Origin of the sequence: Mesorhizobium sp. M0909 (assembly GCF_040319515.1) — a bacterium.
In the GTDB taxonomy this organism is placed as follows: Bacteria; Pseudomonadota; Alphaproteobacteria; order Rhizobiales; family Rhizobiaceae; genus Mesorhizobium.
Map to the genome: position 1 here is coordinate 1 of NZ_JAMYOA010000022.1, position 25,504 is coordinate 25,504.

Sequence of the window (25,504 nt, forward strand, 5' to 3'; positions counted from 1 at the left end):
TTCCACACCTTTGTGGTGGGGGGGTCTCGTTCTTTTTTTTATAATCACATCAAAAAAAAATTGGGGTGGGGGGGGGGGGGGGCGGGGGGGGGCGTCGCCCCCGCCCCATTCATGCCAGCCGCGACGGCGCAGGGCTGCAATTCGCAAGCCTTGTCCCTCCAGCCCGACAAAGAGCATGACAAGGAAGGATAAAAGCGAGCCGGCTGTTTCCAGGTCCAGCCTTTCGCCCAGTATCGAGAGCAGGCCCATGGCGACAAACGCCAATGCCGCCTCGACCCACAGCCGGTGCCAGGCCAGCCACAGCGGCGGCACCAGGAAGCCGAGCCAGGCAAAGCCGTCACGGATAAAGGTGGTGTCCACGCTTTCACCGCGGCCTGGCGGCTCCATCACGACATAGATGGCCATGGCGTTACCCTTTCAGGGATCCCTTGGTGGAGGGAACCGCGTCCGGCTGGCGCAGGTCGCGCTCAAGTGCCGAACGCAACACACGCGCCACGGCCTTGAAGCAGGTCTCGGCGATGTGGTGGTTGTTGGCGCCGTAATGATTGGTGATATGCAGCGTGATGCCGGCATTCTGCGCCAGCGCGTGGAAGAATTCGCGCACCAGCTCGGTGTCGAACGTACCGATCTTCGGCGACGAGAACGAAACATTCCAGACCAGAAAAGGCCGGCCGGAGACATCGATTGCCGCCCGCGTCAGTGTCTCGTCCATGGCGAGGTCGATCGTGGCGTAGCGCATGATGCCGCGCCGCTCGCCCAATGCCTTGGCCAGCGCCTGGCCGAGCGCGATGCCCGTATCCTCGACGGTGTGGTGGTCGTCTATATGCAGGTCGCCCTTGGCCTTCACGGTCATGTCGATCAGCGAATGGCGCGACAACTGGTCCAGCATATGGTCGAAGAAGCCGACGCCCGTCGAAATGTCGGATTTGCCCGAGCCGTCGACTTGAACCGACACGGAGATGTCGGTTTCCCTGGTCTTGCGGCTTATCTCGGCGGAACGGGGCGCCATGACCTCATCCTTGTTTCAGATTTGCACGTCAGGCGTTCACAGGCCTGAAAACGAAAGCCTTCTAGCAGCATGATCCGGCGATTGCCAGTTACCGCTGCGGAGCACTATCCGGCCCGGCGGATGGCCGGTTTGCAATCGTCCGGCCTATGCATACATATGGCCGATCAAGTCACTCGTAACGCACCGATCGCCTCGATGGGATCGGTGCTTGTCGGAGCAGGAAATGTCGAATGAACTGACCATGCATGCCACGACCATCCTGACCGTGCGCAAGGGCGGCAAGGTGGTGATCGCCGGCGACGGCCAGGTCAGCCTCGGCCAGACGATCATGAAAGGCAACGCCAAGAAGGTGCGCCGCATCGGCAAGGGCGGCAACGTCATCGCCGGTTTCGCTGGCGCCACCGCCGATGCCTTCACTCTGCTCGAGCGGCTCGAAGCCAAGCTCGAACAATATCCCGACCAGCTGACACGCGCCTGCGTCGAGCTTGCCAAGGACTGGCGCACCGACCGCTATTTGCGGCGGCTGGAAGCGATGATGCTGGTGGCCGACAAGTCGGTGTCGCTGGCGCTGACCGGCACCGGCGACGTGCTGGAGCCCGAATTTGGCGTCATGGCCATCGGCTCCGGCGGCAATTACGCGCTGGCAGCGGCACGCGCGCTGATGGACAGCGACAAGGGCGCAGAGGAGATCGCCCGCAAGGCGATGCAGATCGCGTCAGACATTTGCGTCTACACAAACAACAACTTCGTCGTCGAAACCCTCGATGCCGCCTGAGCGGAGCCTCCGCTATGGTTTTCGGCCGGTGACCCAGAGGGACCTGCCGATGATCGCCGGCTGGCTTGCCGAGCCGCATGTCGCCGAGTGGTGGGACGACCCAGAGACCGAGATTGCGGAGATCCGCGAGCATATCGACAGCATTTCGGTCGAGCCGCTGATCATCGAGCTGGACGGAAAGCCCATCGGCTATTTGCAGAGCTACGATCCGCATCTGGAGGACGGCCATCCCTATAGCGACCAGCCGTTCGGCACGCTCGGCATCGATCTGTCGATCGGCGTGCCCGAGCTTGTCGGGGTCGGCCACGGCTCCGCGATCGTCCGGCAGTTCGTCGAGCAGCTTTTCGAGGAAGGTACGCCGCGCGTCATCATCGACCCGGACCCCGCCAATGCACGGGCTATCCGTGCCTATGAAAAGGCCGGTTTTACGGCTATCGATCGCAGGAAGTCGGAATATGGCGATGCCGTGCTGATGGCCATTGATGCCCCAGAGGGTGATGCCGGACAGGGTGACGCAGAAGAGGGGCAATAACAGCATGAGCGTATCCAGCGACAAAACCGTCTCGGCCTACGAAGACAGTTGGCGAATGGGGCTCCTGCTGGTTCTCGGCCTGGTCATCTTCCAGGCCGGGGTCCTCTACGGCATGGGGCGGACGCCGATCTGTAGCTGCGGCTATGTCAAGCTGTGGCACGGCATCGTGCAAAGCTCCGAGAATTCCCAGCATATTTCCGACTGGTACAGCTTCTCGCACATCATTCACGGCTTCCTGTTCTATGCGCTGGCGTGGTTCCTTTTCCCGCGCTCGCCGATCGGGCTCAGGCTGGCGTTTGCGGTCGTCATCGAGGGCGGCTGGGAGCTGCTCGAGAACAGTCCTTTCATCATCGACCGCTACCGCGCCGGCACGATCTCGCTCGATTATTATGGCGACAGCATTGTCAATTCGGTGTCGGACACGCTGGCCATGGTGCTGGGGTTTGTCATGGCGCGAAGGCTTCCTATATGGGTGATCGTCACCCTCGCCCTCATCTTCGAATTCGGTGTCGGCTATCTCATCCGGGACAATCTGACACTCAACGTGATCATGCTGCTGCATCCATTCGAGTCCATTCGGCAGTGGCAAAGTGGAATTTAGTGATATGAGCACCTTCTCTCCCCGCGAAATCGTTTCGGAACTCGACCGCTTCATCATCGGCCAGAAAGATGCCAAGCGTGCGGTGGCGATTGCCTTGCGCAACCGTTGGCGCCGCCAGCAGCTCGAGGGCCAGATGCGCGAAGAGGTGATGCCGAAGAATATCCTGATGATCGGCCCGACCGGTGTCGGCAAGACCGAGATTTCACGCCGCCTGGCGCGCCTTGCCGGTGCGCCTTTCGTTAAGGTCGAGGCCACCAAGTTCACCGAGGTCGGTTACGTCGGCCGCGACGTCGAGCAGATCATCCGCGATCTGGTCGAGATCGCCATCGGGCTGGTGCGCGAGAAGATGCGCGAGGACGTCAAGGCGCGTGCCCACGTCAACGCCGAGGAACGGGTGCTCGAAGCGCTCGTCGGCAAGACGGCGAGCCCGGCCACCCGCGACAGTTTCCGCAAGAAGCTGCGCGACGGCGAGCTCGACGACAAGGAGATCGAGATCGAAGTGGCCGATACCGGCAATGGCGGCATGCCTGGCTTCGAGATCCCCGGCATGCCGGGCGCCAATATCGGCGTGCTCAACATCAACGACATGCTGTCGAAGGCGATGGGCGGCAAGAAGACCAAGTTGCGCAAGACGACCGTCAAGGAGTCCTACGGGCTGTTGATCAGCGACGAGTCCGACAAGCTGCTCGATCAGGACGAAGTGGTGCGCAGGGCTCTCGAATCGACCGAGAATGACGGCATCGTCTTCCTTGACGAGATCGACAAGATCGCCTCGCGCGAAGGCGGCATCGGTGCTGGTGTTTCGCGTGAAGGTGTGCAGCGAGACCTGCTGCCGCTGGTCGAAGGCACCACGGTTGCGACCAAATATGGACCGGTGAAGACCGACCATATCCTGTTCATCGCCTCGGGCGCGTTCCACGTCGCCAAGCCCTCCGACCTGCTGCCGGAATTGCAGGGCCGCCTGCCGATCCGCGTCGAGCTGCGGGCGCTGGAGAAGGACGATTTCGTCCGCATCCTCACCGAGACCGAAGCCAGCCTGATCAAGCAATATATCGCGCTGATGAAGACCGAAGGCGTCGACCTGGTCTTCACCGATGACGCGATCGATTCGTTGGCCGGCATCGCCGTCGACCTTAACGCCAGCGTCGAGAATATCGGCGCCAGGCGGCTGCAGACGGTGATGGAACGGGTGCTGGACGACATCTCCTATGACGCGCCGGACCGTAACGGCACCTCGGTGACAATCGATGCCGCCTATGTCGAGAAGCATGTCGGCGACCTCTCCAGAAACACGGACTTGTCGCGTTTCATCTTGTAGGAGACTCTTGATTCTCCAAGAGGCCGGGGAATTACTCCCGGCCTCCGTCAAATTCAGCCCGGCATTCCGGAGGTGTGGCCAAATGGAAGCATCCGGCAAGCTTTCGTCCCGTCCGGTGCAGGCGTCTCTCGACTCCCGGTGGAGCATTACCTAGTTTGCCGCCGATTATTTGGGCGGTGGCGCATGAAAAAACTGATCCTCGTCATTTTGGGGCTGACGCTGGCGACAGCCATGTTCGCCGCGCAAGCGGCAACGATGGTGCCGCCGGGCAACCGCAACACCGAGCAGCCTGACATACCGGGCGCATCGAGCCGGCGCACCCAGGCGACCAACACCACCTTCCAGGCGAAATACCGCAAAGTCTTTGCGCTGCTCCAGAACGATGCCGAGTTGCGCGGCAAGATCAAGCAGGCAGCCGCGGCCTATGGCATCGACCCAATGCATATCGTCGGCGCCATCGTCGGCGAGCACACCTACAATGTCGATGCCTACGACCGGCTGCAGACCTACTACGTCAAGGCGATCTCGTATTTATCGAGCAAGCTCTCCTTCGCCTATGACGGCGAGGACATCACCGATTTCGTGCAGCGGCCGCAATTCGCCAAATGCGCCGGGACGTCCGATAGCTACGACCTATGGGAGTGCCGCGAGCAGGTGTGGAACCGGTCGTTCCGCGGCAAGACCGTCAACGGCGAGAGCTTCCCCGACGACCGCTTCGGTGCCACTTTCTTCCAACCTTATTATGCCGGCCAGACTTTTGGCCTTGGCCAGCTCAATCCGTTGACGGCGCTGGAAATGAGCGACCTCGTGCACAAGGTTTCCGGCCTGCCGGAACTCGACGTCAGCGACCCCAACGCGGTCTACAAGACCATCATGGATCCTGACCTGACACTGCCTTATGTCGCAGCAACGATCCGGAAATCGATCGACGCCTATAGAAGCATTGCCGGCTTCGACATCTCAGGCAATCCCGGCCTCACGTCGACGCTCTACAATGTCGGCAGCCCCGAACAGCGCGCCTATGCGCTGAAGGCCGAGAACGACAAGCGCCGCGCTGCGGGCGAGCCGGAAAAACTGCCTGAGGAAAATTACTATGGCTGGCTGATCAACGACAAGCTGCCGGAGCTGAAAGCGCTGTTTTAGCCAAACGCGTTCGGCCAACTATCCACGCCCTCAGCTCACGCCGCCAGCAGCGACTTCAGCTTGACCGTTTGCGAGCCTAGCGCTTCCGGCGCCGGCTTTGCCTGCTTTGCAATCAGCATCTCTGCCAGCCTTATATCGCGGGCGACCGCGTTGCCGGGGCCGATGCCGCTTGCCGCAACCAGCCTGCCGTCCTCGGCCAGATGAAACAGGATGAAGGCGCCGTCGCCAACGTCGCGGCGAACGATGCTGCGGCCTTGGTCCGACAGGCCGGCGATCTGCAGGGTCAATCCGTACTGATCCGACCAGAACCAAGGCACCGCCGAATGCGCCTCGCCGGCGCCAAGCATGTTCCTTGCGGCGAGTGCGCCCTGCTCCTGCGCATTGCGCCAGGCTTCCAACCGCACGCGCCGGCCGCCATAGATGGCGAGCGGAAACGAACAGCAATCGCCTGCGGCAAAGATATGCCGGTCGCTGGTGCGAAGCTCGGCGTCGACGGCGACACCATTGTCGATGGTCAGCCCCGCCTCCGCGGCAAGTCCGGTCACCGGCACGGCGCCGATGCCGATCACGGCAAGATCGGCGACAATGTCGTGCCCACCGGCAAGCGCGATTCGCACGTCGGCGCCGTCATCGGCAATGGCCGCGATGCCCTCGCCGCACAGGATTTTTACGCCTTCGGCTTCATGCGCCTGATGGATGACCTGCGCGATCTCGGCCGGCACGCCGCGCATCAGAATGCGCGGCTGCGCCTCGATGACGGTGACCGCGGCACCCAGACTGCGCGCCGCCGCGGCGAGCTCGAGCCCGATGAAGCCGCCGCCGACTATGGCGATGCGATTGCCGGCGTTGAGATGGGCACGAATGGCCAGCGCATCGTTGAAGGTTCGCAGATAGACGCAGCGCCCGCCAAGGCCCGGCATAGGCAGTTTGCGCGGCACCGAACCGGTCGCCAGCAGGAGCTTGTCGTAGGCCAGGGCGGAACCGTCGGACAGGCGCACGACATGCGCCGTGCGGTCGATCGCCACAGCCAGAACCGAATGGATATGCCGGATAGAGCGCTCGGCCAGGATCGCGTCGCTGGCGATCGCCTTGATCAGGGGCGCGTCGGCGACCATCGCGTCTTTCGACAGCGGCGGGCGCTCATAGGGAAGATGCGGCTCGTCGCCGACCAAGGTTACGGGGCCATCATAGCCGAGCTCGCGCAGCGCAAGGGCGGCGCGCCCGCCGCATTCGCCGGCGCCGATGACGACCATTCCCTTCGTCATCATCAACCGATCCGGACAAGGACTTTGCCGGCGTCGACTTTGACCAGATAGGTCCTTAGATCGACGCAGACAGGCGCGCCCCTGGCAGCCCCTGTCTTGTAGTTGAAGCGGCCATTGTGCTTCGGGCATTCGATGATGTCGTCCATGACCAGCCCGTCGGCCAGATGCACCTTCTCATGCGTGCAAAGCCCGTCGGTGGCGAAATACTCGTCGTTGGGGCTGCGATAGATAGCAAAGGTGCGGCCGCCATGGTCGAAGCGCATCACGTCCTCTTCGTCGATGTCCTCGGCGTCACAGGCCTCGACCCAGTCGCTCATTTACGGGTCCCTCGATTTTTGGTGCCTCGGCATGGCCTTGTCATTCGGCAGCCACCGCAGCGGTAGCGTTGTCGTTGTGGAAGTGCTCGCGATAGGGCCTCGCCGTCGGCGGCAGTTCGCGCTTGATGAAATAATCCTCATTGCGCAGCTGCCGCAGGAAGGTCGGTATCATCTCGCGGTAGCCGGCCAGGATGGACGGTGTCGGCGCCGGCAGATCGTGCTTGATCAGCTCATGCAGCCTGGGCAGCGCATGATAGGGCACCATGGGAAACATGTGATGCTCGACGTGGTAGTTCATGTTCCAGTAAATGAAGCGGCTTATCGGGTTCATGTAGACGGTGCGGCTGTTGAGCCGGTGATCGGTGACGTTTTCAGCCAGGCCGCCATGCTGCAGCAGGCCGACCATGACATGGTGCCACGCGCCGTAAAGCCTGGGCAGCCCGACCAGCATCAGCGGCAGGAACGAGCCCGTGTAGAGCGCCAGCACGATGGTCGCGGCATAGACTGTCGTCCAGATGCGGGCAATGCCAATTGCCTTCGGCTGCTCCTGGTCGGGAATGAAGGTTCTTTCGGCCGGACTGACGATACCGGCTGCATTGCGCAGCATGTCCCTCATCGCATGCCAGGCGTCGAGAATGCCGACGAAGTTGAGCACGACGCGCAGCAGATCGGGCGGACGCATCACCGAGATCTCCGGATCGCGGCCGACGATGATGGTATCGGTATGGTGGCGCGTATGGCTCCAGCGCCAGGTCACCGGGTTGCGCATGATCATGAAGCAGGCGATCTGATAGACCACGTCGTTCATCCACTGCGTCCTGAAGGCGGTGCCGTGGCCGCATTCGTGCCAGCGTGAATCGGTGGAGGAGCCGTAGAGGACGCCGTAGACGAAGAAGAACGGCACGCACCACCAGCTGCCCCAGAACCAGACGCCGCCGGCTCCGCTCAGGATTAAGGCGCCGAGCCAGATGACCGTATCGCGGATCGCCGGGCCGTCGGAGCGCTGCATCAGCTCCTTCATCTGCTTGCGTGGCACGTGCGTGTGATACCACTCGGCCGCCGCCAGCCCGTTCTCGATGGCGAGCTTCGCGTCGCGGCCGATCAGGCTGTAGTCACGCCGGGACGCTGCTGTGGCGATCGTGTTCCCGGTTCGGAGTCCAATATCCACCATGGCGGAGGCCTCGATCATAGTCGGTCCGCATTCAAATAACGCCGAAGCCTGATAGGCTCAATATCACAAAGATAGTTTCTATCATTTTCCATCATAATGGTGTAAAAGCAGGACAATAGAGCGAGGCAGCGATGGCGAAACGGCCGACGATTACCGACCTGGCACGCATTTCGGGGGTCAGCGTCGCCACCGTCGACCGGGTGCTGAACAACCGGTTGCCGGTGCGCGAGGAAACCGCGCGCCGCGTCTATGAAGCGGCGACCAGCATTGGCTATCACGCAGCCGGGCTGATCAAGCAGCGGATGCGCCATGAATTGCCGGAGTATCGGCTCGGGTTCCTGCTGTTGCGGCGGGAGGACGTCTTCTACAACGAATTTGCCCGCGAGCTTGAACTGGCGGTATCGCAGTCGCCGCGCTTTCGCGGCGTGGCGACCATCGACTTCGCCGGCTCGCTGGCGCCGGACGAGATCGTCGAGCGGATGCGCAAGCTGGCCGCCAAATCCAGGGCCGTCGCCCTGGTCGGGCCTGATCACCCGACGCTGACGGTCGCCGTCGAGGCTCTCAAAGCCAATGGCGTGCCGGTGTTCTCCCTGCTTTCCGACTTTGCGTCCGGTATTCGCGAGGGCTATGTCGGCCTGGACAATCGCAAGGTCGGCCGCACCGCCGCCTGGATGATCTCGAAGGCTGCGAAGAGGCCTGGCAAGGTTGCCCTCTTCGTCGGCAGCCATCGCTTCCATGGCCATGAGCTTCGCGAGATCGGTTTTCGCTCCTTCTTTCGCGAGCAGGCGCCGGAATTCACTCTGCTCGAGACGTTGGTCAATCTGGAAGCAAACCAGATCACGCATGATGCAATGATCGAGCTTCTAGCCCGCCACCCTGATCTCGTCGGCTGCTATGTCGCCGGTGGCGGCATGGAAGGCGCGATCTCGGCGCTGAGGGAGGCAAAGCCGGCAGAGATGCCGGCGGTCGTCTGCAACGAGATCACGCCCGATTCCCGCTCGGCGCTGGCGGATAATTTTCTGACGATGGTGATCTCGACGCCACTGGCAGCGCTTTGCCGCGAGCTTGTCGGGCTGATGGCGCATGCCATCGAGAGCGGCGCTGCGAATGCGCCGGGCCAGACCTTTCTGCCCTTCGACATCTATCTGCCGGAAAACATCTGACGTCGCGGTCATTGGCGGCAGACATGATGTAATCTATCAGAACGCTTTCAGGCTTGGCTTGCCTGAGCGTCCGTCCAAATGCGCTTGAAATGCCGAAAATCCATCCTTCATGGCGAAATCTCGCTTGACGCCCACGCGAAATGGAATAAATATTTCACCGACTGAGCATTTTGGTTCTTTCGTTCCGGAAGATCTGTTTCAGGCAAATGCCTCCGGAACTAAAATGGCAATCGGGAGAGAATTCCCTGCGAGATCGGGGATTCCGGGTAGATCGGTGCAGCCGGACACCAATGTGGAGGAGAAATAAAATGAAAAAACTGCTGTTGGGCGTCGCGTTCGTGGCGCTGATGAGTTCGTCCGCCTTCGCTGCCAAGATCGGCGTGTCGATGGCGTTGTTCGACGACAATTTTCTCACCGTGCTGCGCAATGGCATGATCGAGCAGGCCAAGGGCATGGACGGCGTTGAACTGCAGGTGGAGGATGCGCAGAACGACGTCGCCAAGCAACTCGACCAGATCAAGAACTTCGCCGCCTCGGGCGTCGACGCCATCATCGTCAACCCGGTCGACACCTCGGCTACCCAGGCGATGTCGGACGCAGCCGCCGCCGCCAAGATTCCACTGGTCTATGTCAATCGCGAGCCGGTCAACGTCGACACGCTGCCCGAAAACCAGGCCTTCGTCGCCTCGAACGAAGCCGATTCCGGCACGCTCGAGACCAAGGAGGTCTGCCGCCTGTTCAAGGAGGCCGGCAAGACTGAAGCCAACGTCTATGTGATCATGGGCGAACTGTCGAACCAGGCAGCGGTGCAGCGCACCAAGGACATTGACGATGTGATCGCCACGCCGGAGTGCAGCTTCATCAAGATCATCGATAAGCAGACGTCGAACTGGAAGCGCGAAGAAGCGCAGAACCTGATGACCAACTGGCTGTCGACCGGCAAGCCGTTCGACGGCGTCATCGCCAACAATGACGAAAGCGCGATCGGCGCCATTCAGGCGATGAAGGCCGCCAACATCGACATGAAGTCGGTTGTCGTCGGCGGCGTCGACGCTACCCAGGACGCGCTTGCGGCGATGCAGGCGGGCGATCTCGATGTGACGGTGTTCCAGGACGCGGCCGGCCAGGGCGCCGGCGCGCTTGACGCGGCGCTCAAGCTGGCGAAGGGCGAAAAGGTCGAGCACAAGGTCTACATCCCGTTCCAATTGGTCACGCCGGCGAATATCGACAAGTTCCTGAAGAAGAACTGAGGCAGCGGACCGGAGCGGCGCACCAGCGCCGCTCCTCCTTCTCTCTCGGCCTGAAGAGCGGCCGAAGAGACCGTGGCTGACGGAGGAAGCACGATTGGCACAGACATCTCACGGCGTCGGCGGGCTCAGCTATGATGCGAAGCGGCGCGCATGGCCGGCCGAATTCAACGTCTTCCTGGCGCTCGTCATCCTGGTCGGCGCTTTCGAGCTGATCGGCCGGGTCTTCCTGGGCGACAGCTTCCTGTTCAATACCCGCGACAATATCGATGCGATCTTCAACGAAGCGCGCCTGCAGATCATCATCCTGCAGGTGTCGATCGTCGGCATCATTGCCATCGGCGTGACGCAGGTGATCATTACCGGCGGCATCGACCTGTCCTCAGGTTCGATCGTCGGCGCCACGGCAATGATCGCCATGAGCTTCGCCCAGGTGGCGACCGTCAACGGCAACCCGAACCCCAAGGCGATGTTCATCGCCCAGGGCTGGACCGACCTGCCGGTGATCGTGCCGGTGCTGGTCGCGATCGGCTGCGGACTGCTGGCCGGCCTGGTCAACGGTGCATTGATCGCCTACACCCGCATTCCGCCGTTCATCGCCACGCTCGGCATGATGGTCACCGCGCGCGGCATCGCCAAATGGTGGTCGAAGGGACAGCCGATCTCGTTTCCGACCGAGAGTTTCGCCGCCATCGGCAAGGGGCTGATGCCGGTCATCATCTTCATATCGCTCGCGGTGCTGTTTCAGCTGATCCTGAGCTACACCAAATATGGCAAGCACTGCTATGCAATCGGCTCCAATGAGGACGCCGCGCGCATGTCCGGCATCAACATCGCCAACCACAAGATCCTCGTCTACGTCATTGCCGGCGTCCTCGCCGCGCTCGCCGCCGTGGTGCTGAGCTCGAAGAATCTCACCGCCCAGGCCGGCATGGGTGTGATGTACGAGCTCGACGCGATCGCCATGGCGGTTATCGGCGGCGTCTCGCTGTCGGGCGGCCGCGGCTCGATTATTGGGACGGTGATCGGCTCGCTGATCTTCGGCGTCATCATCTCCGGCTTCACCTTTCTGCGCCTCGACGCCTATTATCAGGAGATGGTCAAAGGCGTGATCATCGTCGGCGCAGTCGTTCTCGACCAGTGGCGCCAACGCCTGCGGGCAATGAGGGCTTGATCATGTCGGACATCGTCCTGAAGACCGAAAACCTGACCAAGTATTATGGCGGCGTCCATGCGCTGGAGGGTGCCAACTTCGAGCTGCGCAAGGGCGAGCATGTCGCTATCATGGGCGACAACGGTGCTGGCAAATCGACCTTCGTACGCCAGATCACCGGCGTCGAGCAGCGCACCAGCGGCAGGATGTGGTTCGACGGCAAGGAAGTGAATTTTGCCGGTCCGATCGAAGCCCGCGAGGCGGGCATCGAGACGGTGTTCCAGAACCTGGCGCTCGCCGACGACCTCGACGTGCCGTCGAACCTGTTCCTCGGCCGCGAGCGGGTGCTGTTCAATCTAGGACCCTTCTCGATCCTCGATCGCAAGTTCATGCGCAAGGCGACCGAGGCAGCCTTGGTCCGCACGGCGGTCAAGATCCCCAATCTTTCCAACACCATCCGCCATATGTCGGGCGGCCAGCGCCAGTGCGTGGCAATTGCCAGAACCGCGACCTTTGCTTCCAAACTCATCATCATGGATGAGCCGACGGCGGCACTCGGCGTGCAGGAGACGATGCAGGTCGAAAACATCATCCGCACGCTGAAGGAAAATGGCGAACCGCTGATCCTGATCTCTCACAACATGCGCCAGGTGTTCGACCTGGTCGACCGCATCGTCGTTTTCCGGCGCGGCCGCATCGTCGCCAATTTGCGCAAGCAAGACACCGACGGCAACGATATCGTCTCCTACATCACCGGTGCCAAGACCGGGCAGGCGGAGCTTGCGGCGTAACGGCAACGAGGCCACCGGCGCTGACACGCCTTCCCTTCCCAACCATCCTCAAAGGAAAATTCTTCATGCCTCTTCGCTTTGCTCTTCTCGGTGCCGGCCGTATCGGCAAGGTCCATGCTCGCGCCGTTGGTTCCAATCCGCAGGCCAGGCTGGTTGCAGTTGCCGACGCCTTCGAGAAGGCGGCGACCGATCTGGCCTCTGCCTATGGCGCCGAAGTGCGCAGCATCGATGCCATCGAGAAGGCCGGCGATATCGATGCGGTCGTCATCTGCACGCCGACCGACACCCATGCCGATCTGATCGAACGCTTCGCCAAAGCGGGTAAAGCGATTTTCTGCGAAAAGCCGATCGACCTCGACGCCGCCAGGGTGGAACGTTGCCTGGCCGTCGTCGACAAGGCCGGCGCCACCCTGATGGTCGGCTTCAACCGCCGCTTCGATCCGCATTTTGCCGCCGTGCGCAAGGCGATCGACGACGGCGCCATCGGCACCGTCGAAATGGTGACGATCACCTCGCGCGATCCCGGCCCGCCGCCGCTCGACTATATCGGCCGCTCGGGCGGCATCTTCCGCGACATGACCATTCATGATTTCGACATGGCGCGCTTCCTGCTCGGCGAGGAGCCGGTGGCGGTCAGCGCGCACGCTTCGGTGCTGGTCGACAAAAAGATCGGCGAAGCCGGCGACTTCGACAGCGTCAGCGTCATTCTCGAAACCGCCTCCGGCAAGCAATGCGTCATCTCCAACTCGCGTCGCGCCACCTATGGCTACGACCAGCGCATCGAGGTGCATGGCTCGAAAGGCATGATCGCGGCCGAAAACCAGCGGCCGGTGTCGATCGAACTGGCCAACGAGAAAGGTTATACGCGGCCGCCGCTGCACGATTTCTTCATGACCCGTTATCTCGACGCCTATGCCAACGAGATCGCCGCCTTCATCGCGGCAGCGACGTCGGGCAAGAAGGCGGCGCCGAGCGGCCAGGATGGCCTGGTGGCGCTCAGGCTGGCAGATGCGGCGCTGGAATCGGCCAAGGAAGGCAAAACCGTCCGCCTCGATAAAACAATCTGACTATCAAGCACAGGAGCAAGGCGATGAACGGTTCAGCCGGTCGCAATTCCGAAACACGCGCCATAGTCACCGGCGGCGCGCAAGGCATCGGCTTCGCCGTGGCCGAAGCGCTGGCCGACGAGGGCTGCCGGGCGCTGGCGCTGATCGGCCGCTCGCAGGAAAAGGGCGACAAGGCTGTCGCCACTCTCAAGCGGGCAGGCGTCGATGCCATCTTCATCAGCGCCGACGTCTCAAAAGTGGCCGACTGCAAGCGTGCGGTCGAAATGGCGATTGGTCATTTCGGTACCGTCAACGCGCTGGTCAACGCCGCTGCCACCTCGGCTCGTGGCTCGCTGGTCGAGACCTCCGAGGATCTCTTCGACCAGATATTCCAGACCAATGTGCGCGGCCCGTTTTTCCTGATGCAGGGCGTGGTGGCGCATTTGCTTGCGCGCAAGGCACCGGGCTCGATCGTCAACGTGCTGTCGATGTCGGCGCATTGCGGCCAGTCGTTCCTGGCATCCTATTCATCGAGCAAGGGTGCGCTGGCGACACTGACCAAGAATGTCGCCAATGCCTATCGCGGCAATCGCATCCGCTGCAATGCGGTGCTCCCCGGCTGGATGGACACCGAGGGCGAAGCGATCGTGCAGAAAAAATGGCACGACGCGCCGGACGACTGGCTGGAAAGGGCCGAGGCCGCGCAGCCGATGGGTCAATTGGTGAAACCGGCACAGCTTGCCCGATTGATCAGCTATATGATCAGCCCGCAGTCCGGCGTCATGACCGGATCGCTGGTCGACTACGACCAGAGCATCGCGGGGGCGTCGCCGGAATAGTGTCGCGGCGCACCCTGACGCACTGGTCAATGGGCAGAACGCCCATCGCTTCGTCATCCTGGGGCGGAGTAAGGAGCGAAGCGACGCGGCGCAGACCCCAGGATCCATGCCGCGCCTTCAGAGCGCCGCAACGGTGCAGAATTCTGCTCCGCTGCACCCCTCGGCCAAGGTTACGGCATGGATCCCAGGGTCTTCGCGACGGAGCTTCGCTCCTGCTTCGCCCTGGGATGACGAAGTTGCGGAGGCTTCGACCAATCCCGAATTGGCTGCCAACAGGCCTCCAACCCGTCAGATCCCATGCGCAGCGCTACTACGCAGCCTCATCAGGTGCGTGACAAGCGCCGCAGTTTCGGCTATAGGGCTGGCATGATCAACCTGACCGCCACGTATTGGTACTTTAGCAGCTCGCTGGCGGCGGGAGGATTGCGCTCGATCTGAAGATTGCAGCATCAAATCCGAACAGCCGCCAGACCTGGCGGCTTTTTTGTTTGCCGGCAGGTCTCCTAAAGCATGATCCCGAAAAGTGGCGTCCGGTTTTCGGAAAAGATCATGCTCCAAACAAACAGGAGCAGAAAGCCGTGTTGACGACCACAGACGATCTTCGGGTCAAAGAAATAAGGGAATTGAGCACGCCGGACGAGGTGATGCGGGAGATACCGCGCACGCTGACGGCGACGCGCACCGTTGCTGCATCACGCAACGCGATCCACGCCGTGCTGACCGGCGCCGACGACCGGCTGGTGGTTGTCGTCGGCCCCTGTTCGATCCACGACCCGGCGGCTGCCGTGGACTATGCCAGTCGTCTGGCGACGCTGCGCGAAAGCCTGTCGGACCGGCTGGAGATCGTGATGCGGGTGTATTTCGAGAAGCCGCGCACGACGGTCGGTTGGAAAGGCCTGATCAACGATCCCGATCTCGACGGCAGCTTCAACATCGACAAGGGGTTGCGGATGGCCCGCAACGTGCTCTCCGCGGTCAACAATCTCGGCCTTCCGGCGGCCACCGAATTCCTCGACATGGCCACCCCGCAATATATTGCCGACCTCGTCGCCTGGGGCGCGATCGGCGCGCGCACGACCGAGAGCCAGATCCATCGCGAACTGGCGTCAGGCCTGTCCTGCCCGGTCGGCTTCAAGAACGGCACCGACGGCAATTTGCGGATCGCCGCCGAAGCCGTGAAATCCGCCGCCCAGCCGCATCATTTCATGGCGGTGACGAAAGGTGGGCGCAGCGCCATCGCTACGACCACCGGCAACGAGGACTGCCACGTCATCCTGCGCGGCGGTATTGTGCCGAATTATGACGCGGCAAGCATTGCTGCTGCCTGCGCGGAACTCGGCCGGATCGGCGTGGCGCCGCGGCTGATGATCGATGTCAGCCACGCCAACAGCAGCAAGAAGCCGGAAAACCAGCCAGGGGTGGCAGCCGAGGTGGCGTGCCAGGTCGCGGCGGGCGACGAGCGCATCATCGGCGTCATGATCGAGAGCAACCTTGTCGCCGGCCGGCAGGATGTCGTGCCGGGCAAGCCGCTTGTCTATGGCCAGAGCATCACCGATGGCTGCATCGACTGGGCAACCACCGAGACGGTGCTTTACGGCCTTGCCGACGCGGTCGAGCGGCGCCGGTCGGTGCGACGCGCCATGATATCAAGCCGTGCGGGAGCCGCATGACCCCGGCCGGCGCCGCTGCCATGGACGTTGCGCCCTTCGGGCTCGGAATTCACGCCGCCTTCAGGCCTTCCCAGACGGTGAGCGCCGAAACCGCAACGAGAAGCAGTCCGGCCGCCCGGCCGGCAAGAGCGGTTGCCCTTGGATTGGCGACCAGCAGATCCCGGCTGCGACCGGCGGTAATTGCGAGTCCGCCATAGACAGCGAACTGTGTGGCGATCGTCATCAGCCCCATGATGATCGCCTGCATCCAGATCGGACCGTAATCCGGCCTCAGAAACTGCGGATAGACGGCAAGAACAAAGAGATAGGCCTTTGGATTGATCAGGCAGGTCATGATCCCCTGGCGAAAGGCCTTCCATGCGGAGCGGCTGGCGGCAGGGCCGTCATGGCCGACGGTGATGGAGCTGCGCATCAGCGTGATGCCGATAAAGGCCATGTAGGCGGCGCCGGCAATCAGCAGCGGATTGAAGAGGATCGGCAAGAAATGCATGAGCAGGCCGACGCCGAGCGCGCCGTTCAGCGTATGCACCACGCCGCCCAGCATGATGCCGCCGGTCGCCGCAAGCCCTCTGCTGCTGCCGCCGGTCAGCGCATTGGCAAGCACGAAAAGCATGTCCATGCCGGGCACGATGATGATGCCGACAAGGAGGAGAAAAAAGAGCCAGAGGTTTGCCGCGTAGTCCATGTCAGTTGCCTGTCGCCTCATGCAGGCGAGCTGCAGAGGAACTTGTTGATTTTCAATCCGATAGACGATCCTATAGGTCAGTCCAACTGACGAGGTGTTGTCAGTTGCCTTCGGGCCGAGTGAGGGAATGCGCAAGGCATCGCGTCTGTTCGAGATCATCCAGATCCTGCGGCTGGCGAGGAAGCCGGTGACGGCGGCAATGATCGCCGAGCGGCTGGAGGTGACGGTGCGCTCGGTCTATCGTGACATTGCCGCGCTGCAGGCGATGCGCGTGCCGATCGAGGGCGGGCGCGGCATCGGCTACATATTGCGTCCTGGCTTCGACTTGCCGCCGTTGATGTTTTCGATCGAGGAGATGGAGGCGATCGTACTGTCTCTCGCGCTGCTCGAACGCACGGGCGACAGCGAGCTCAAGCAGGCGGCCAAGCGCGTCAGCGCCAAGATTGCCGGCGCGGTGCCGCCGCCTTTGCGCCAGACGCTCGACGCCAATCAGTTGCATGCATGGGGTTTTGCCGCGCCATCGGCCTCCGCGGTCGATCTGGCGTTGGTGCGCCGTGCCATCCGCGACGAGGCCAAGCTGGACCTTTCCTACCGCGACGAACTGGGCCGAGCCACCGAGCGCATCATCTGTCCGATCGCCCTCATCTACTACTCCGAAACCGCCAACATCGTTGCCTGGTGCGAGCTGCGCCAGGCAATCCGCAATTTCCGCAGCGACCGGATCGAGGATTGCCAGGCGACGGGACTATGGTTCAAGGGTGCAGGCGACGGCTTGCGGCAGGTCTGGGTGAACGGGTGGGAAACGGACACCTCGGCCGCAGGCGGCTGAAGCGGCCACTGTGAAGCGGATGCCGGGGGGGCTATCTCACGTCCTCCCAGCGGCTCTCACTGAACGACCTGGCCATCGCGTGCACGGTGCGCTCGATCTCCAGGCCTTCGTCGAAGTCGATGATGCGCGCCGGCTTGCCGGCCAGCCGCGTCAAAAGTTCCCTGCATTCGATGATCTTGAGGTCGTTGAAGCCAAGACCGTGGCCGGGTGCCGGCAGGAAGGCGTCGTAGGGCTTGTGGTGCGGCGCCACAAGGATGGTGCGATAGCCTTGCTCGGTCGGCCGGTCGGCTGTCAGATAGAGCTGGAACTCATTCATCCGCTCCTGATCGTACAGGATCGAGCCCTTCGAGCCAAAAATCTGGATGGCGATCCGGCCTTTGCGGCCCCAGGCCGAACGGTTGACCAGCAGCGTGCCGGCGATGCCGTTTTCAAGATGCATCAGGATGCTGGCGATGTCGTAGGTTTCGACCGCGCGGCGCCCGCCAGAGGCGACGCGGCGTTCGGCATAGGGTTTGGCCATGTCGCACATGACGCGGGCAACGCGGCCGAACAGCACGGCGATGAGCGAAAGCGGATGCACGGCGAAATCGTCGAGCGCGCCGTAACCGGACGCCGCCTCGTGCTTCCAGAAGAACAGCGCCTCCGGATCGGCCATGAAGTCCTCGTCCATCTCGATGCGCAGATGGTTGACCTCGCCGATGATCTTCTCGTCGAGCAGCGCGCCGATATGGCGGATTGCGGGGTTCTGGATGTAGTTATAGCCGAGCGCGGCGACTTTGCCGGACTTTTGGGCTGCCGCAGCCATTGCTTGCGCCTCCGCAAAACTCGGCGCCATCGGTTTTTCACACCACAGATGCTTCCCGGCTTCGAGGATGGCGATGGCCATTTCCGGGTGGAACTGGTTCGGCGTGGTCAGCGAGATGACATCGACGTCGGGATCGTCGACCACCGCGCGCCAGTCACCGGAGGCCCTGGCGAAGCCGAATTCGCTGGCACGGCGTGTGGCAAGGTCCTCGTTGACCTCGCCCAGATGAACCAGCCTTGGCTTGTCCACATCGGGAAAGACGGTACCAACCGCGTTCCAGGCAATGGCGTGGCACTTGCCCATGAAGCCCGTGCCGATAAGACCTACCCCGACCATCCGCTTGCCTCCCTGTGTGCAAAGTTTGTGTGGATGAATTAGTCCATTTTGTCTGCAGATGGAACGCTTGTCTCATTTTTTATGGTGTTCTTGCACAGGCCCGCTATGATGGGGCACAGAGGGAACCAGACGATGGGCCTGGGCGGAGCGACGATGGACGAACGGGTGCCGCGCGATTTCGAGACGCTGCGGGCGACGATCCTGGAGCGGCGCCAGAGCCTGCCGAAACGTATCGCCCAGATCGCCGCCTATGCGCTCGACAACCCAGACGATATCGCCTTCGGCACCGCCGCCAGCATCGCCGCTTCCGCCGGTGTCCAGCCTTCGACGCTGATCCGCTTTGCCCAGCAGCTTGGTTTTGATGGTTTCACCAGCCTGCAGTTGGTGTTTCGCGAGCGTCTGCGCGAGCGCAACTCGTCCTATGATGAAAGGCTGGCGGCATTGCGCGCCAAGGCCGAGGAAGGCGCCGGCCACCGCGCGATTTTCGACGGTTTTGTTGCCGCAGCCAGCACCTCGCTCAACGACATTTCGCGCACGCTGAATGAAGACCATTTCGAAGATGCGATCGCCGTGCTGGCCAAGGCCGAAACCATTTACGTGCTGGCCAAGCGGCGCTCCTACCCGGTCGCCTCCTACATCGCCTACGCATTGGGCAAGCTCAAGATCCGCAACCAGCTGATCGAATCGGCCGCCGGCCTCAATGCGGAGATGATCGGCTTTGCCTCTCCAAGGGACGCGGTCATCGCCATAAGCTTTTCACCCTATGCCCCGGCCACCATCGAGGAGGCGCGCGTCATTTCGGAGCAAGGCGTGCCGATCGTGGCGATTACCGACTCCTCCTTTTCGCCGCTCGCCCAGTTCGCCAGGGTCTGGTTCGAGGTCGCCGAGGCCGATTTCGCCGGCTTCCGCTCGCTGTCGGCGACGATGGCCTTGGCCATGGCGCTGACCGTCGCGGTCGGCGAGAAGCGGCGCGACAGCGGCAGGAAGCGCAAGCCTTAGATCACCTCTATTGCCGTTTCGCCTCCTGCCAAAAGCCGCGCTGCGTCGCGGGCAGGCGGCGATCCGAACTGGCGGGCATACTCCCGGCTGAACTGGGAAGCACTCTCATAGCCGACAGCGAAGGCGACACGCGCCACGTTGCCCGGCTGGGCAATCAGCAGATGGCGGGCTTCCAGCAAGCGGATTTGCTTTTGATACTGGATTGGGCTCATGGCCGTCGCCGCCCTGAAGTGACGATAAAACGCAGCACTGCTCATATGGGCGATTTCGGCCAGATCCCCGACCCGAACCGGCTGATGGGGATGCGAGCGGATCCGGGCGATCGCCTGGCCAATCCGGGACAGATGGCCGTCGGCGCGCGCAAGTTCACGAAGCTTTCCGCCTTGCGGGCCTTGCAGGAGCCGAAACAGCATCTCCCGCTCGAGCATGGCCGCGAGCACGGGAATCTCCGCTGGCCGGTCAAGCAGCCGCAGCATTCGACGCAACGCGTCGAGCAGGTCGTCATCAACGGGAGAGGTGGAGAACCTGTCGCCGCCGAGGATCGGCCCGTGCTCAACGAGGAGCGCGGCGACAGCCTGCAGGTCAAGGGTCAAGCCAATGGCCAGATAAGGACGTGCGGCGCTCGCTTCGACTATCTGGCTGATGCTGGGCGTCTCGACAGTGTAGATAAAATAGCTGGCCGGGTCGTAACGAAGAGCCCGGTCGCCGATCAGAACCGTCTTCGCGCCCTGCAATACGAATAAGACCCCCGACCCCCACACACCCGGCAATGGCGCCGTCGCGACTTCGCTGCGGCCGATCGAAACGCGGGGAATCGCCGTTCTTATTCTTCGCCCGCGCGCATGGCGGCCGGCGATTTCGATCAACTCCTGCAGCGCCTCGCTCATTGCGCCAGCATCGCGCATTCGCACTGGCCGCGCAACAGCGTGAGAGGATTAGGCAAGAGCTGGAGAGTTTCCGGCGCGCGGCGCCCGCTGCCTCGCGCCATTTGTGGGTCTTCCACAGCAAACATGGAGATACGATATGACGACATCGAAAACTGCGCTGGTGACCGGCGCCAACAAGGGTATAGGCCGTGAAATCGCCCGGCGAATGGCGACCATGGGCTTCAAGGTCTGGCTCGGCGCCAGGAGCGCCGAACGCGGCATGGCGGCGGCGCAGGCATTGCGCGCCGAAGGCCACGACGTGGAGTGGCTTGAGCTGGACGTCACGAGGGATGACAGTGTGAAGGCGGCAGCCGAGGCGTTCAGGCAGGCCAGCCCCCGCCTTGACGTGCTGGTGAACAACGCCGGCGTCGCCATCAACTACGACCTGCCGCCGAGCCAGCAGCGGATCGCCGATATCCAGGCCACCTACGACGTCAATGTCTTCGGCCCGATCCGCGTGACCCAGGCATTCCTGCCGCTGCTGCTGGCAGCACCTGCTGCCCGGATCGTGATGGTGAGCAGCTCCACCGGCTCCATCGGCCGGGCGCTGGATCCCGCCACCGCGAACCACGCCGTCAATATGATGAGCTACGGCAGCTCCAAGACAGCGTTAAACGCCATCACGGTGGCCTTCGCCAGGGAGCTCGCACCGCAAGGCATCAAGGTCAACGCCGCCGCGCCTGGCTACACTGCCACCGATCTCAACGGGTATAAAGGTCACCGTACGGTGCAGCAGGCGGCGGAGATCGTCATTCACCTGGCGACCTTGGACGCCGATGGCCCGACCGCCGGCTACTTCAACGATGATGGCCCACTTCCTTGGTAAATCAGCTGGTCTCAGTGGTAGACACTTGACGTTCGTCTGACTTCAAAGTTTCTGAACGCGCGAGCTTTGCACAGCACTTTTCAGCTTGGGAATGCTCGTTCCATATTGACTATGGATTGGAATTATTATTTCATATTGCTGGCGCCACGCTGCCGCTCGCGCGTGTTACCCAAGACAACAAAGCCGATGGGAGGTTCGAATGGGCGAGGCCGTGGAAGCGAAATATTCGCCGCTCGACATCATCACGATCGGCCGCGCTTCCGTCGATCTCTACGGCCAGCAGATCGGCTCGCGCCTTGAGGACATTACTTCCTTTGCCAAGTCGGTCGGCGGCTGTCCGGCCAATATCGCAGTCGGCACTGCCAGACTAGGCCTGCGCTCGGCGCTGCTCACCCGCGTCGGCAATGAGCAGATGGGCCGCTTCATCCGCGAGCAGCTGACCCGCGAGGGCGTTTCGGTCCAAGGCCTCAAGGCCGATCCGGAGCGGCTGACCGCCCTGGTGCTGCTGTCGGTCGAGGATGAAGGCGTCTCGCCGATGATCTTCTATCGCAGCGATTGCGCCGACATGGCGCTTTCGCAAGACGACATCGATGAGGCGTTCATCGCTTCAGCACGCGCGATCGTCGTCACCGGCACGCATTTTTCACGACCCAACAGCGACGCCGCCCAGCGCAAGGCGATCCGTGTCACGAAAGCCAAAGGCGGCAAGGTGGTGTTCGACATCGACTACCGCCCCAACCTCTGGGGTCTCGCCGGCCACGCCGAAGGCTTTGAGCGCTATGTGAAATCCGACCGCGTGTCGGCGCGGCTGAAGACGGTGCTGCCCGACTGCGATCTCATCGTCGGCACCGAAGAGGAAATCATGATCGCGTCGGGCGCAGATGATTGCCTGAGCGCGCTGAAAACCATCCGCTCGCTGTCGGCGGCAACGATCGTGCTGAAGCGCGGCGCCATGGGCTGCATCGTCTATGACGGGCCGATCAGTGACGATCTCGAGGACGGTATCGTCGGCAAGGGGTTTCCTATCGAGGTCTACAATGTGCTTGGCGCCGGCGACGCCTTCATGTCGGGCTTCCTGCGCGGCTGGCTCGGCGAGGAAAGCCTGGCGACGGCGGCGACCTGGGCCAATGCCTGCGGGGCATTTGCCGTGTCGCGGCTCCTCTGCGCACCTGAATACCCGACTTTCGAGGAATTGCAGTTCTTCCTGAAAAACGGCAGCAAGCACCTGGCGCTGCGCAAGGACGAGGCGATCAACCACATCCATTGGGCGACCACGCGCCGGCGCGACATCCCCTCGCTGATGGCGTTCGCCTGCGACCACCGCGTCCAGCTGGAGGACGTCGCGGCAAAAGCCGGCGCCGATCCGTCGCGGATCCCGGCTTTCAAGGTGCTGACCGTCAAGGCTGCGGCCAAAGTCGCGGCCGGCCGCGCCGGCTATGGCATGCTGCTCGACGAAAAATACGGACGCGAGGCGATGTTCGAATTCGCCCACCATTCCTTCACCTGGCTCGGCCGGCCGGTCGAGTTGCCGGGTTCGCGGCCGCTTCGCTTCGAGTTCTCGCAAGACATTGGTTCGCAACTGACCGAATGGCCGGTCGACCACTGCATCAAGTGCCTGTGCTTCTATCATCCCGATGATCCGGCGGAGCTGAAGACCGAACAGCAGCAGAAACTGCGCGCTTTGTTCGAGGCCGCGCGGAAAGTGGGCAGAGAACTTCTGGTGGAGATCATCGCCGGCAAGCATGGCAAGCTCGACGACATGACCATCCCGCGCGCGCTCGAGGAACTCTACGCACTCGGCATCAAGCCCGATTGGTGGAAGCTCGAACCGCAGGCATCGCACGGCGCATGGGCAAAGATCGAGGCGGTGATCCTGAAAAACGATCCGTGGTGCCGCGGGATTGTACTGCTCGGTTTGGAAGCGCCGCAGGACGAGCTGGAAGCGGCCTTTGCCGCCACCGCCAAGGCGCCCATCGTCAAGGGCTTTGCCGTCGGCCGCACCATCTTCATCAACGCGGCCGAACAATGGCTTGCCGGCAAGATGTCGGACGATGAAGCGGTTGCCGACATGGCATCTCGCTTCGAGAGACTGACCGAGGCGTGGCTTGCCGCGCGCGGCCGCAAAGCAGCATAAGAAGGCGCGGCATAAGGACTGCGGAGGAACCGACATGACCAAGACAATCCGCCTGACGATGGCGCAGGCTCTGACCCGCTTTCTTGCTCGACAGATGACCGAGATGGACGGGAAGAAGGTGCCGATCTTCGGCGGTGTCTGGGCGATCTTCGGCCACGGCAATGTCGCCGGCGTCGGCGAGGCGCTGTACCAGGTTCGCGACGAGCTGCCGACCTTCCGTGCCCATAACGAGCAGGCAATGGCGCATGCGGCGATCGCCTATGCCAAAGCCAATTTCCGCCGCCGCTTCATGGCTGCGACCAGTTCGATCGGCCCCGGCGCGCTCAACATGGTGACCGCTGCGGCGCTTGCGCATGTAAACAGGTTGCCTGTCCTGTTTCTGCCCGGCGACGTCTTTGCCAATCGCATTCCCGACCCCGTCCTGCAGCAGGCCGAGGATTTCTCCGACGGCACGGCGACCGTCAATGACTGCCTCCGGCCGGTGTCGCGCTATTTCGACCGCATCACCCGGCCGGAGCAGATCATGCCGGCGCTCAACCGCGCCATGCAGGTGCTGACCGATCCCGCCGAATGCGGCCCGGTGACGCTGGCGCTGTGCCAGGACGTGCAGGCAGAAGCGTATGACTACCCCGAGAGCTTCTTTGCCGAACGAATCTGGCATCAGCGGCGACCACGTCCGGATCGCCAGGAGCTGGCCGCCGCGGTGGCAGCACTTAAAGCGGCGAAGAAGCCATTGGTGATTGCCGGCGGCGGCGTACTCTATTCGCAGGCCTCGGGTGAACTGGCCAGACTGGTGCAGGACGCCGGCGTTCCGGTCTGCGAGACGCAAGGCGGCAAATCCTCGCTGCCCGACGATCATCCGCTGAACATGGCGGCGGTCGGCGTCACCGGCACTTCGGCTGCCAACAGGCTGGCCGAAGAGGCCGACGTCGTGCTTGCCGTCGGCACCAGGCTGCAGGACTTCACTACCGGCTCCTGGGCACTGTTCAAGAACGCCGGCAGGACCATGATCGGACTCAACGTCCAGCCCTTCGACGCCGGAAAGCACCAGGCGCTGACGCTGGTCGCCGATGCGGCGGAAGGGCTCGCCGAACTCGGCGAGGCGCTGAAGGGCTGGAAGGCGCCTGCCGCCTGGACCGACAATGCGATCAAGGGCAAAAAGGAGTGGCAGGCGGAGGCGGGCAAGGTGACTGCGTCGACCAATGCCGCCTATCCGTCCGACGCGCAGGTGATCGGCGCCGTACAGCGCGCCATGGGCTCCGGCGTGGTACTGCTCCATGCCGCCGGCGGCTTGCCCGGCGAGTTGCACAAGCTCTGGCAGGCGGGTGCGCCCGGCTCCTACCACGCAGAATACGGGTTCTCGACAATGGGCTATGAAATCGCCGGCGGACTCGGCGTCAAGATGGCCAAGCCGGACCAAGAGGTAGTCGTGATGATCGGCGACGGCTCCTACCTGATGCTCAATTCCGAGATCGCGACCTCTGTGATGCTCGGCCTCAAGCTGACCATCGTGCTGCTCGACAACCGCGGCTATGGCTGCATCAACCGGCTGCAGATGGCGACCGGCGGCGCCAACTTCAACAATCTGCTGAAGGACGCCCGTCACGAAACCTTGCCCGAGATCGACTTCGCCGCACATGCTGCGAGCATGGGTGCGATTGCCGAAAAAGTGCCATCGATCGCCGGGCTGGAAACGGCGCTGGCGCAAGCGAAGAAGAACACGCGAACGACCGTGCTGGTCATCGACACCGACCCGCTGGTTTCGACCGAGGCCGGTGGAAGCTGGTGGGATGTCGCAGTGCCGGAAGTCTCGGCACGGCCGCAAGTGAATGCGGCGCGCAAGAAATACGAGGAAGCGCTGAGCGGGCGGGTTCTTTGAGCCATCCGCGAACGCGCCTCGAAATGTCCGAAACTGGAGTGACGA

Annotated in this window: 25 protein-coding genes; 17 read left to right on the top strand and 8 right to left on the bottom strand. The window is 62.6% G+C overall.

Annotated features, from left to right (window positions below; genetic code table 11):
- A partial coding sequence (locus tag NKH83_RS26110; RefSeq protein ID WP_352808080.1) for a DUF2628 domain-containing protein occupies positions 1–405 on the bottom strand: 405 nt, incomplete at its 3' end.
- A gap of 4 nt (positions 406–409) precedes the next feature.
- A complete protein-coding gene (gene hisB, locus NKH83_RS26115; protein ID WP_352477086.1) occupies positions 410–1,009 on the bottom strand; it encodes an imidazoleglycerol-phosphate dehydratase HisB in 600 nt (199 codons plus the stop codon).
- A 223-nt stretch (positions 1,010–1,232) separates the two neighbouring features.
- On the opposite strand from hisB, the gene hslV reads away from it, so the two are divergent.
- The 5 genes from hslV (at position 1,233) to NKH83_RS26140 (ending at position 5,378) form a co-directional block, all read left to right on the top strand.
- Positions 1,233–1,784, top strand: coding sequence for an ATP-dependent protease subunit HslV (hslV, locus tag NKH83_RS26120; RefSeq protein WP_254815927.1), 552 nt, complete (start codon positions 1,233–1,235; stop codon positions 1,782–1,784).
- Positions 1,774–2,316, top strand: a complete 543-nt coding sequence (locus tag NKH83_RS26125) for a GNAT family N-acetyltransferase (protein ID WP_352477085.1) — start codon at positions 1,774–1,776, stop codon at positions 2,314–2,316. The genes hslV and NKH83_RS26125 overlap by 11 nt, the downstream gene beginning before the upstream one ends.
- Positions 2,317–2,320: 4 nt before the next feature.
- Entirely contained in the window at positions 2,321–2,917 is a 597-nt protein-coding gene (locus NKH83_RS26130) for a DUF2585 domain-containing protein (RefSeq protein ID WP_352477084.1), read from the top strand.
- 4 nt (positions 2,918–2,921) lie between these two features.
- Positions 2,922–4,235, top strand: a complete 1,314-nt coding sequence (gene hslU / locus NKH83_RS26135) for an ATP-dependent protease ATPase subunit HslU (RefSeq protein ID WP_352477083.1) — start codon at positions 2,922–2,924, stop codon at positions 4,233–4,235.
- Between the two features lie 183 nt (positions 4,236–4,418).
- Complete coding sequence (locus NKH83_RS26140; RefSeq protein ID WP_352477081.1) at positions 4,419–5,378, top strand: DUF1402 family protein; 960 nt, start codon at positions 4,419–4,421, stop codon at positions 5,376–5,378.
- Positions 5,379–5,413: 35 nt separating this feature from the next.
- Here the strand turns inward: NKH83_RS26140 and NKH83_RS26145 are convergent, their stop codons facing one another.
- From NKH83_RS26145 to NKH83_RS26155, 3 genes are read right to left on the bottom strand one after another with little or no spacing between them, the layout of a single operon-like run.
- Complete coding sequence (locus NKH83_RS26145; RefSeq protein WP_352477108.1) at positions 5,414–6,643, bottom strand: NAD(P)/FAD-dependent oxidoreductase; 1,230 nt, start codon at positions 6,641–6,643, stop codon at positions 5,414–5,416.
- A 2-nt stretch (positions 6,644–6,645) separates the two neighbouring features.
- Positions 6,646–6,960: a MocE family 2Fe-2S type ferredoxin gene (locus NKH83_RS26150; protein WP_352477080.1), complete on the bottom strand. Its 315-nt coding sequence runs from the start codon at positions 6,958–6,960 to the stop codon at positions 6,646–6,648.
- Positions 6,961–7,000: 40 nt separating this feature from the next.
- Positions 7,001–8,131, bottom strand: a complete 1,131-nt coding sequence (locus NKH83_RS26155; protein ID WP_352808111.1) for a fatty acid desaturase family protein — start codon at positions 8,129–8,131, stop codon at positions 7,001–7,003.
- 131 nt (positions 8,132–8,262) lie between these two features.
- Here NKH83_RS26155 and NKH83_RS26160 point away from each other — a divergent pair, with 131 nt between their 5' ends.
- The 7 genes from NKH83_RS26160 to NKH83_RS26190 all read left to right on the top strand — a co-directional run bounded on the left by NKH83_RS26160 (position 8,263) and on the right by NKH83_RS26190 (position 16,040).
- A complete protein-coding gene (locus NKH83_RS26160; RefSeq protein WP_352477079.1) occupies positions 8,263–9,294 on the top strand; it encodes a LacI family DNA-binding transcriptional regulator in 1,032 nt (343 codons plus the stop codon).
- Between the two features lie 308 nt (positions 9,295–9,602).
- Complete coding sequence (locus tag NKH83_RS26165) at positions 9,603–10,544, top strand: sugar ABC transporter substrate-binding protein (protein WP_352477078.1); 942 nt, start codon at positions 9,603–9,605, stop codon at positions 10,542–10,544.
- A gap of 94 nt (positions 10,545–10,638) precedes the next feature.
- A complete protein-coding gene (locus NKH83_RS26170) occupies positions 10,639–11,715 on the top strand; it encodes an ABC transporter permease (RefSeq protein ID WP_292655972.1) in 1,077 nt (358 codons plus the stop codon).
- A 2-nt stretch (positions 11,716–11,717) separates the two neighbouring features.
- Positions 11,718–12,485, top strand: coding sequence for an ATP-binding cassette domain-containing protein (locus NKH83_RS26175; RefSeq protein WP_254815918.1), 768 nt, complete (start codon positions 11,718–11,720; stop codon positions 12,483–12,485).
- A gap of 65 nt (positions 12,486–12,550) precedes the next feature.
- Positions 12,551–13,552 (top strand): inositol 2-dehydrogenase, encoded by a 1,002-nt coding sequence (gene iolG, locus NKH83_RS26180; RefSeq protein ID WP_352808081.1) that lies wholly within the window; start codon positions 12,551–12,553, stop codon positions 13,550–13,552.
- A gap of 23 nt (positions 13,553–13,575) precedes the next feature.
- The gene (locus NKH83_RS26185) at positions 13,576–14,370 is read left to right on the top strand and encodes an SDR family oxidoreductase (protein WP_352808082.1); all 795 of its coding nucleotides are present in this window, start codon (positions 13,576–13,578) and stop codon (positions 14,368–14,370) included.
- Between the two features lie 578 nt (positions 14,371–14,948).
- On the top strand, positions 14,949–16,040 hold the full coding sequence (locus NKH83_RS26190) for a 3-deoxy-7-phosphoheptulonate synthase (protein ID WP_352808083.1): 1,092 nt from the start codon (positions 14,949–14,951) through the stop codon (positions 16,038–16,040).
- Between the two features lie 49 nt (positions 16,041–16,089).
- On the opposite strand, the gene NKH83_RS26195 is transcribed toward NKH83_RS26190, so the two are convergent.
- A complete protein-coding gene (locus NKH83_RS26195) occupies positions 16,090–16,725 on the bottom strand; it encodes a LysE family translocator (protein WP_352808084.1) in 636 nt (211 codons plus the stop codon).
- Between the two features lie 127 nt (positions 16,726–16,852).
- On the opposite strand from NKH83_RS26195, the gene NKH83_RS26200 reads away from it, so the two are divergent.
- The gene (locus NKH83_RS26200; RefSeq protein ID WP_352808085.1) at positions 16,853–17,554 is read left to right on the top strand and encodes a helix-turn-helix transcriptional regulator; all 702 of its coding nucleotides are present in this window, start codon (positions 16,853–16,855) and stop codon (positions 17,552–17,554) included.
- Positions 17,555–17,585: 31 nt separating this feature from the next.
- Here the strand turns inward: NKH83_RS26200 and NKH83_RS26205 are convergent, their stop codons facing one another.
- A complete protein-coding gene (locus tag NKH83_RS26205) occupies positions 17,586–18,695 on the bottom strand; it encodes a Gfo/Idh/MocA family protein (RefSeq protein WP_352808086.1) in 1,110 nt (369 codons plus the stop codon).
- Between the two features lie 153 nt (positions 18,696–18,848).
- On the opposite strand from NKH83_RS26205, the gene NKH83_RS26210 reads away from it, so the two are divergent.
- Positions 18,849–19,694, top strand: coding sequence for a MurR/RpiR family transcriptional regulator (locus NKH83_RS26210; protein WP_352464792.1), 846 nt, complete (start codon positions 18,849–18,851; stop codon positions 19,692–19,694).
- On the opposite strand, the gene NKH83_RS26215 is transcribed toward NKH83_RS26210, so the two are convergent.
- On the bottom strand, positions 19,691–20,581 hold the full coding sequence (locus NKH83_RS26215; protein ID WP_352808087.1) for an AraC family transcriptional regulator: 891 nt from the start codon (positions 20,579–20,581) through the stop codon (positions 19,691–19,693). The two genes, NKH83_RS26210 and NKH83_RS26215, sit on opposite strands and share 4 nt — an antisense overlap.
- A 136-nt stretch (positions 20,582–20,717) precedes the next feature.
- On the opposite strand from NKH83_RS26215, the gene NKH83_RS26220 reads away from it, so the two are divergent.
- The 3 genes from NKH83_RS26220 (at position 20,718) to iolD (ending at position 25,459) form a co-directional block, all read left to right on the top strand.
- Positions 20,718–21,446, top strand: coding sequence for an SDR family oxidoreductase (locus NKH83_RS26220; protein WP_352808088.1), 729 nt, complete (start codon positions 20,718–20,720; stop codon positions 21,444–21,446).
- A gap of 199 nt (positions 21,447–21,645) precedes the next feature.
- Positions 21,646–23,580, top strand: a complete 1,935-nt coding sequence (locus NKH83_RS26225) for a bifunctional 5-dehydro-2-deoxygluconokinase/5-dehydro-2-deoxyphosphogluconate aldolase (protein WP_352808089.1) — start codon at positions 21,646–21,648, stop codon at positions 23,578–23,580.
- Between the two features lie 34 nt (positions 23,581–23,614).
- Entirely contained in the window at positions 23,615–25,459 is a 1,845-nt protein-coding gene (iolD, locus tag NKH83_RS26230; protein ID WP_352808090.1) for a 3D-(3,5/4)-trihydroxycyclohexane-1,2-dione acylhydrolase (decyclizing), read from the top strand.
- Positions 25,460–25,504 lie beyond the last annotated feature (45 nt).

Coding starts and splice junctions, on each gene's coding strand:
- hslU (WP_352477083.1), top strand. CDS start 2,922: ATGAGCACCTTCTCTCCCCGCGAAATCGTTTCGGAACTCGACCGCTTC.
- NKH83_RS26185 (WP_352808082.1), top strand. CDS start 13,576: ATGAACGGTTCAGCCGGTCGCAATTCCGAAACACGCGCCATAGTCACC.
- NKH83_RS26215 (WP_352808087.1), bottom strand. CDS start 20,581: ATGAGCGAGGCGCTGCAGGAGTTGATCGAAATCGCCGGCCGCCATGCG.
- NKH83_RS26125 (WP_352477085.1), top strand. CDS start 1,774: ATGCCGCCTGAGCGGAGCCTCCGCTATGGTTTTCGGCCGGTGACCCAG.
- NKH83_RS26210 (WP_352464792.1), top strand. CDS start 18,849: ATGGACGAACGGGTGCCGCGCGATTTCGAGACGCTGCGGGCGACGATC.
- NKH83_RS26205 (WP_352808086.1), bottom strand. CDS start 18,695: ATGGTCGGGGTAGGTCTTATCGGCACGGGCTTCATGGGCAAGTGCCAC.
- NKH83_RS26160 (WP_352477079.1), top strand. CDS start 8,263: ATGGCGAAACGGCCGACGATTACCGACCTGGCACGCATTTCGGGGGTC.
- NKH83_RS26220 (WP_352808088.1), top strand. CDS start 20,718: ATGACGACATCGAAAACTGCGCTGGTGACCGGCGCCAACAAGGGTATA.
- NKH83_RS26140 (WP_352477081.1), top strand. CDS start 4,419: ATGAAAAAACTGATCCTCGTCATTTTGGGGCTGACGCTGGCGACAGCC.
- NKH83_RS26175 (WP_254815918.1), top strand. CDS start 11,718: ATGTCGGACATCGTCCTGAAGACCGAAAACCTGACCAAGTATTATGGC.
- NKH83_RS26130 (WP_352477084.1), top strand. CDS start 2,321: ATGAGCGTATCCAGCGACAAAACCGTCTCGGCCTACGAAGACAGTTGG.
- NKH83_RS26165 (WP_352477078.1), top strand. CDS start 9,603: ATGAAAAAACTGCTGTTGGGCGTCGCGTTCGTGGCGCTGATGAGTTCG.
- NKH83_RS26145 (WP_352477108.1), bottom strand. CDS start 6,643: ATGACGAAGGGAATGGTCGTCATCGGCGCCGGCGAATGCGGCGGGCGC.
- NKH83_RS26150 (WP_352477080.1), bottom strand. CDS start 6,960: ATGAGCGACTGGGTCGAGGCCTGTGACGCCGAGGACATCGACGAAGAG.
- NKH83_RS26225 (WP_352808089.1), top strand. CDS start 21,646: ATGGGCGAGGCCGTGGAAGCGAAATATTCGCCGCTCGACATCATCACG.
- hslV (WP_254815927.1), top strand. CDS start 1,233: ATGTCGAATGAACTGACCATGCATGCCACGACCATCCTGACCGTGCGC.
- NKH83_RS26195 (WP_352808084.1), bottom strand. CDS start 16,725: ATGGACTACGCGGCAAACCTCTGGCTCTTTTTTCTCCTCCTTGTCGGC.
- NKH83_RS26155 (WP_352808111.1), bottom strand. CDS start 8,131: ATGGTGGATATTGGACTCCGAACCGGGAACACGATCGCCACAGCAGCG.
- hisB (WP_352477086.1), bottom strand. CDS start 1,009: ATGGCGCCCCGTTCCGCCGAGATAAGCCGCAAGACCAGGGAAACCGAC.
- iolD (WP_352808090.1), top strand. CDS start 23,615: ATGACCAAGACAATCCGCCTGACGATGGCGCAGGCTCTGACCCGCTTT.
- NKH83_RS26200 (WP_352808085.1), top strand. CDS start 16,853: ATGCGCAAGGCATCGCGTCTGTTCGAGATCATCCAGATCCTGCGGCTG.
- iolG (WP_352808081.1), top strand. CDS start 12,551: ATGCCTCTTCGCTTTGCTCTTCTCGGTGCCGGCCGTATCGGCAAGGTC.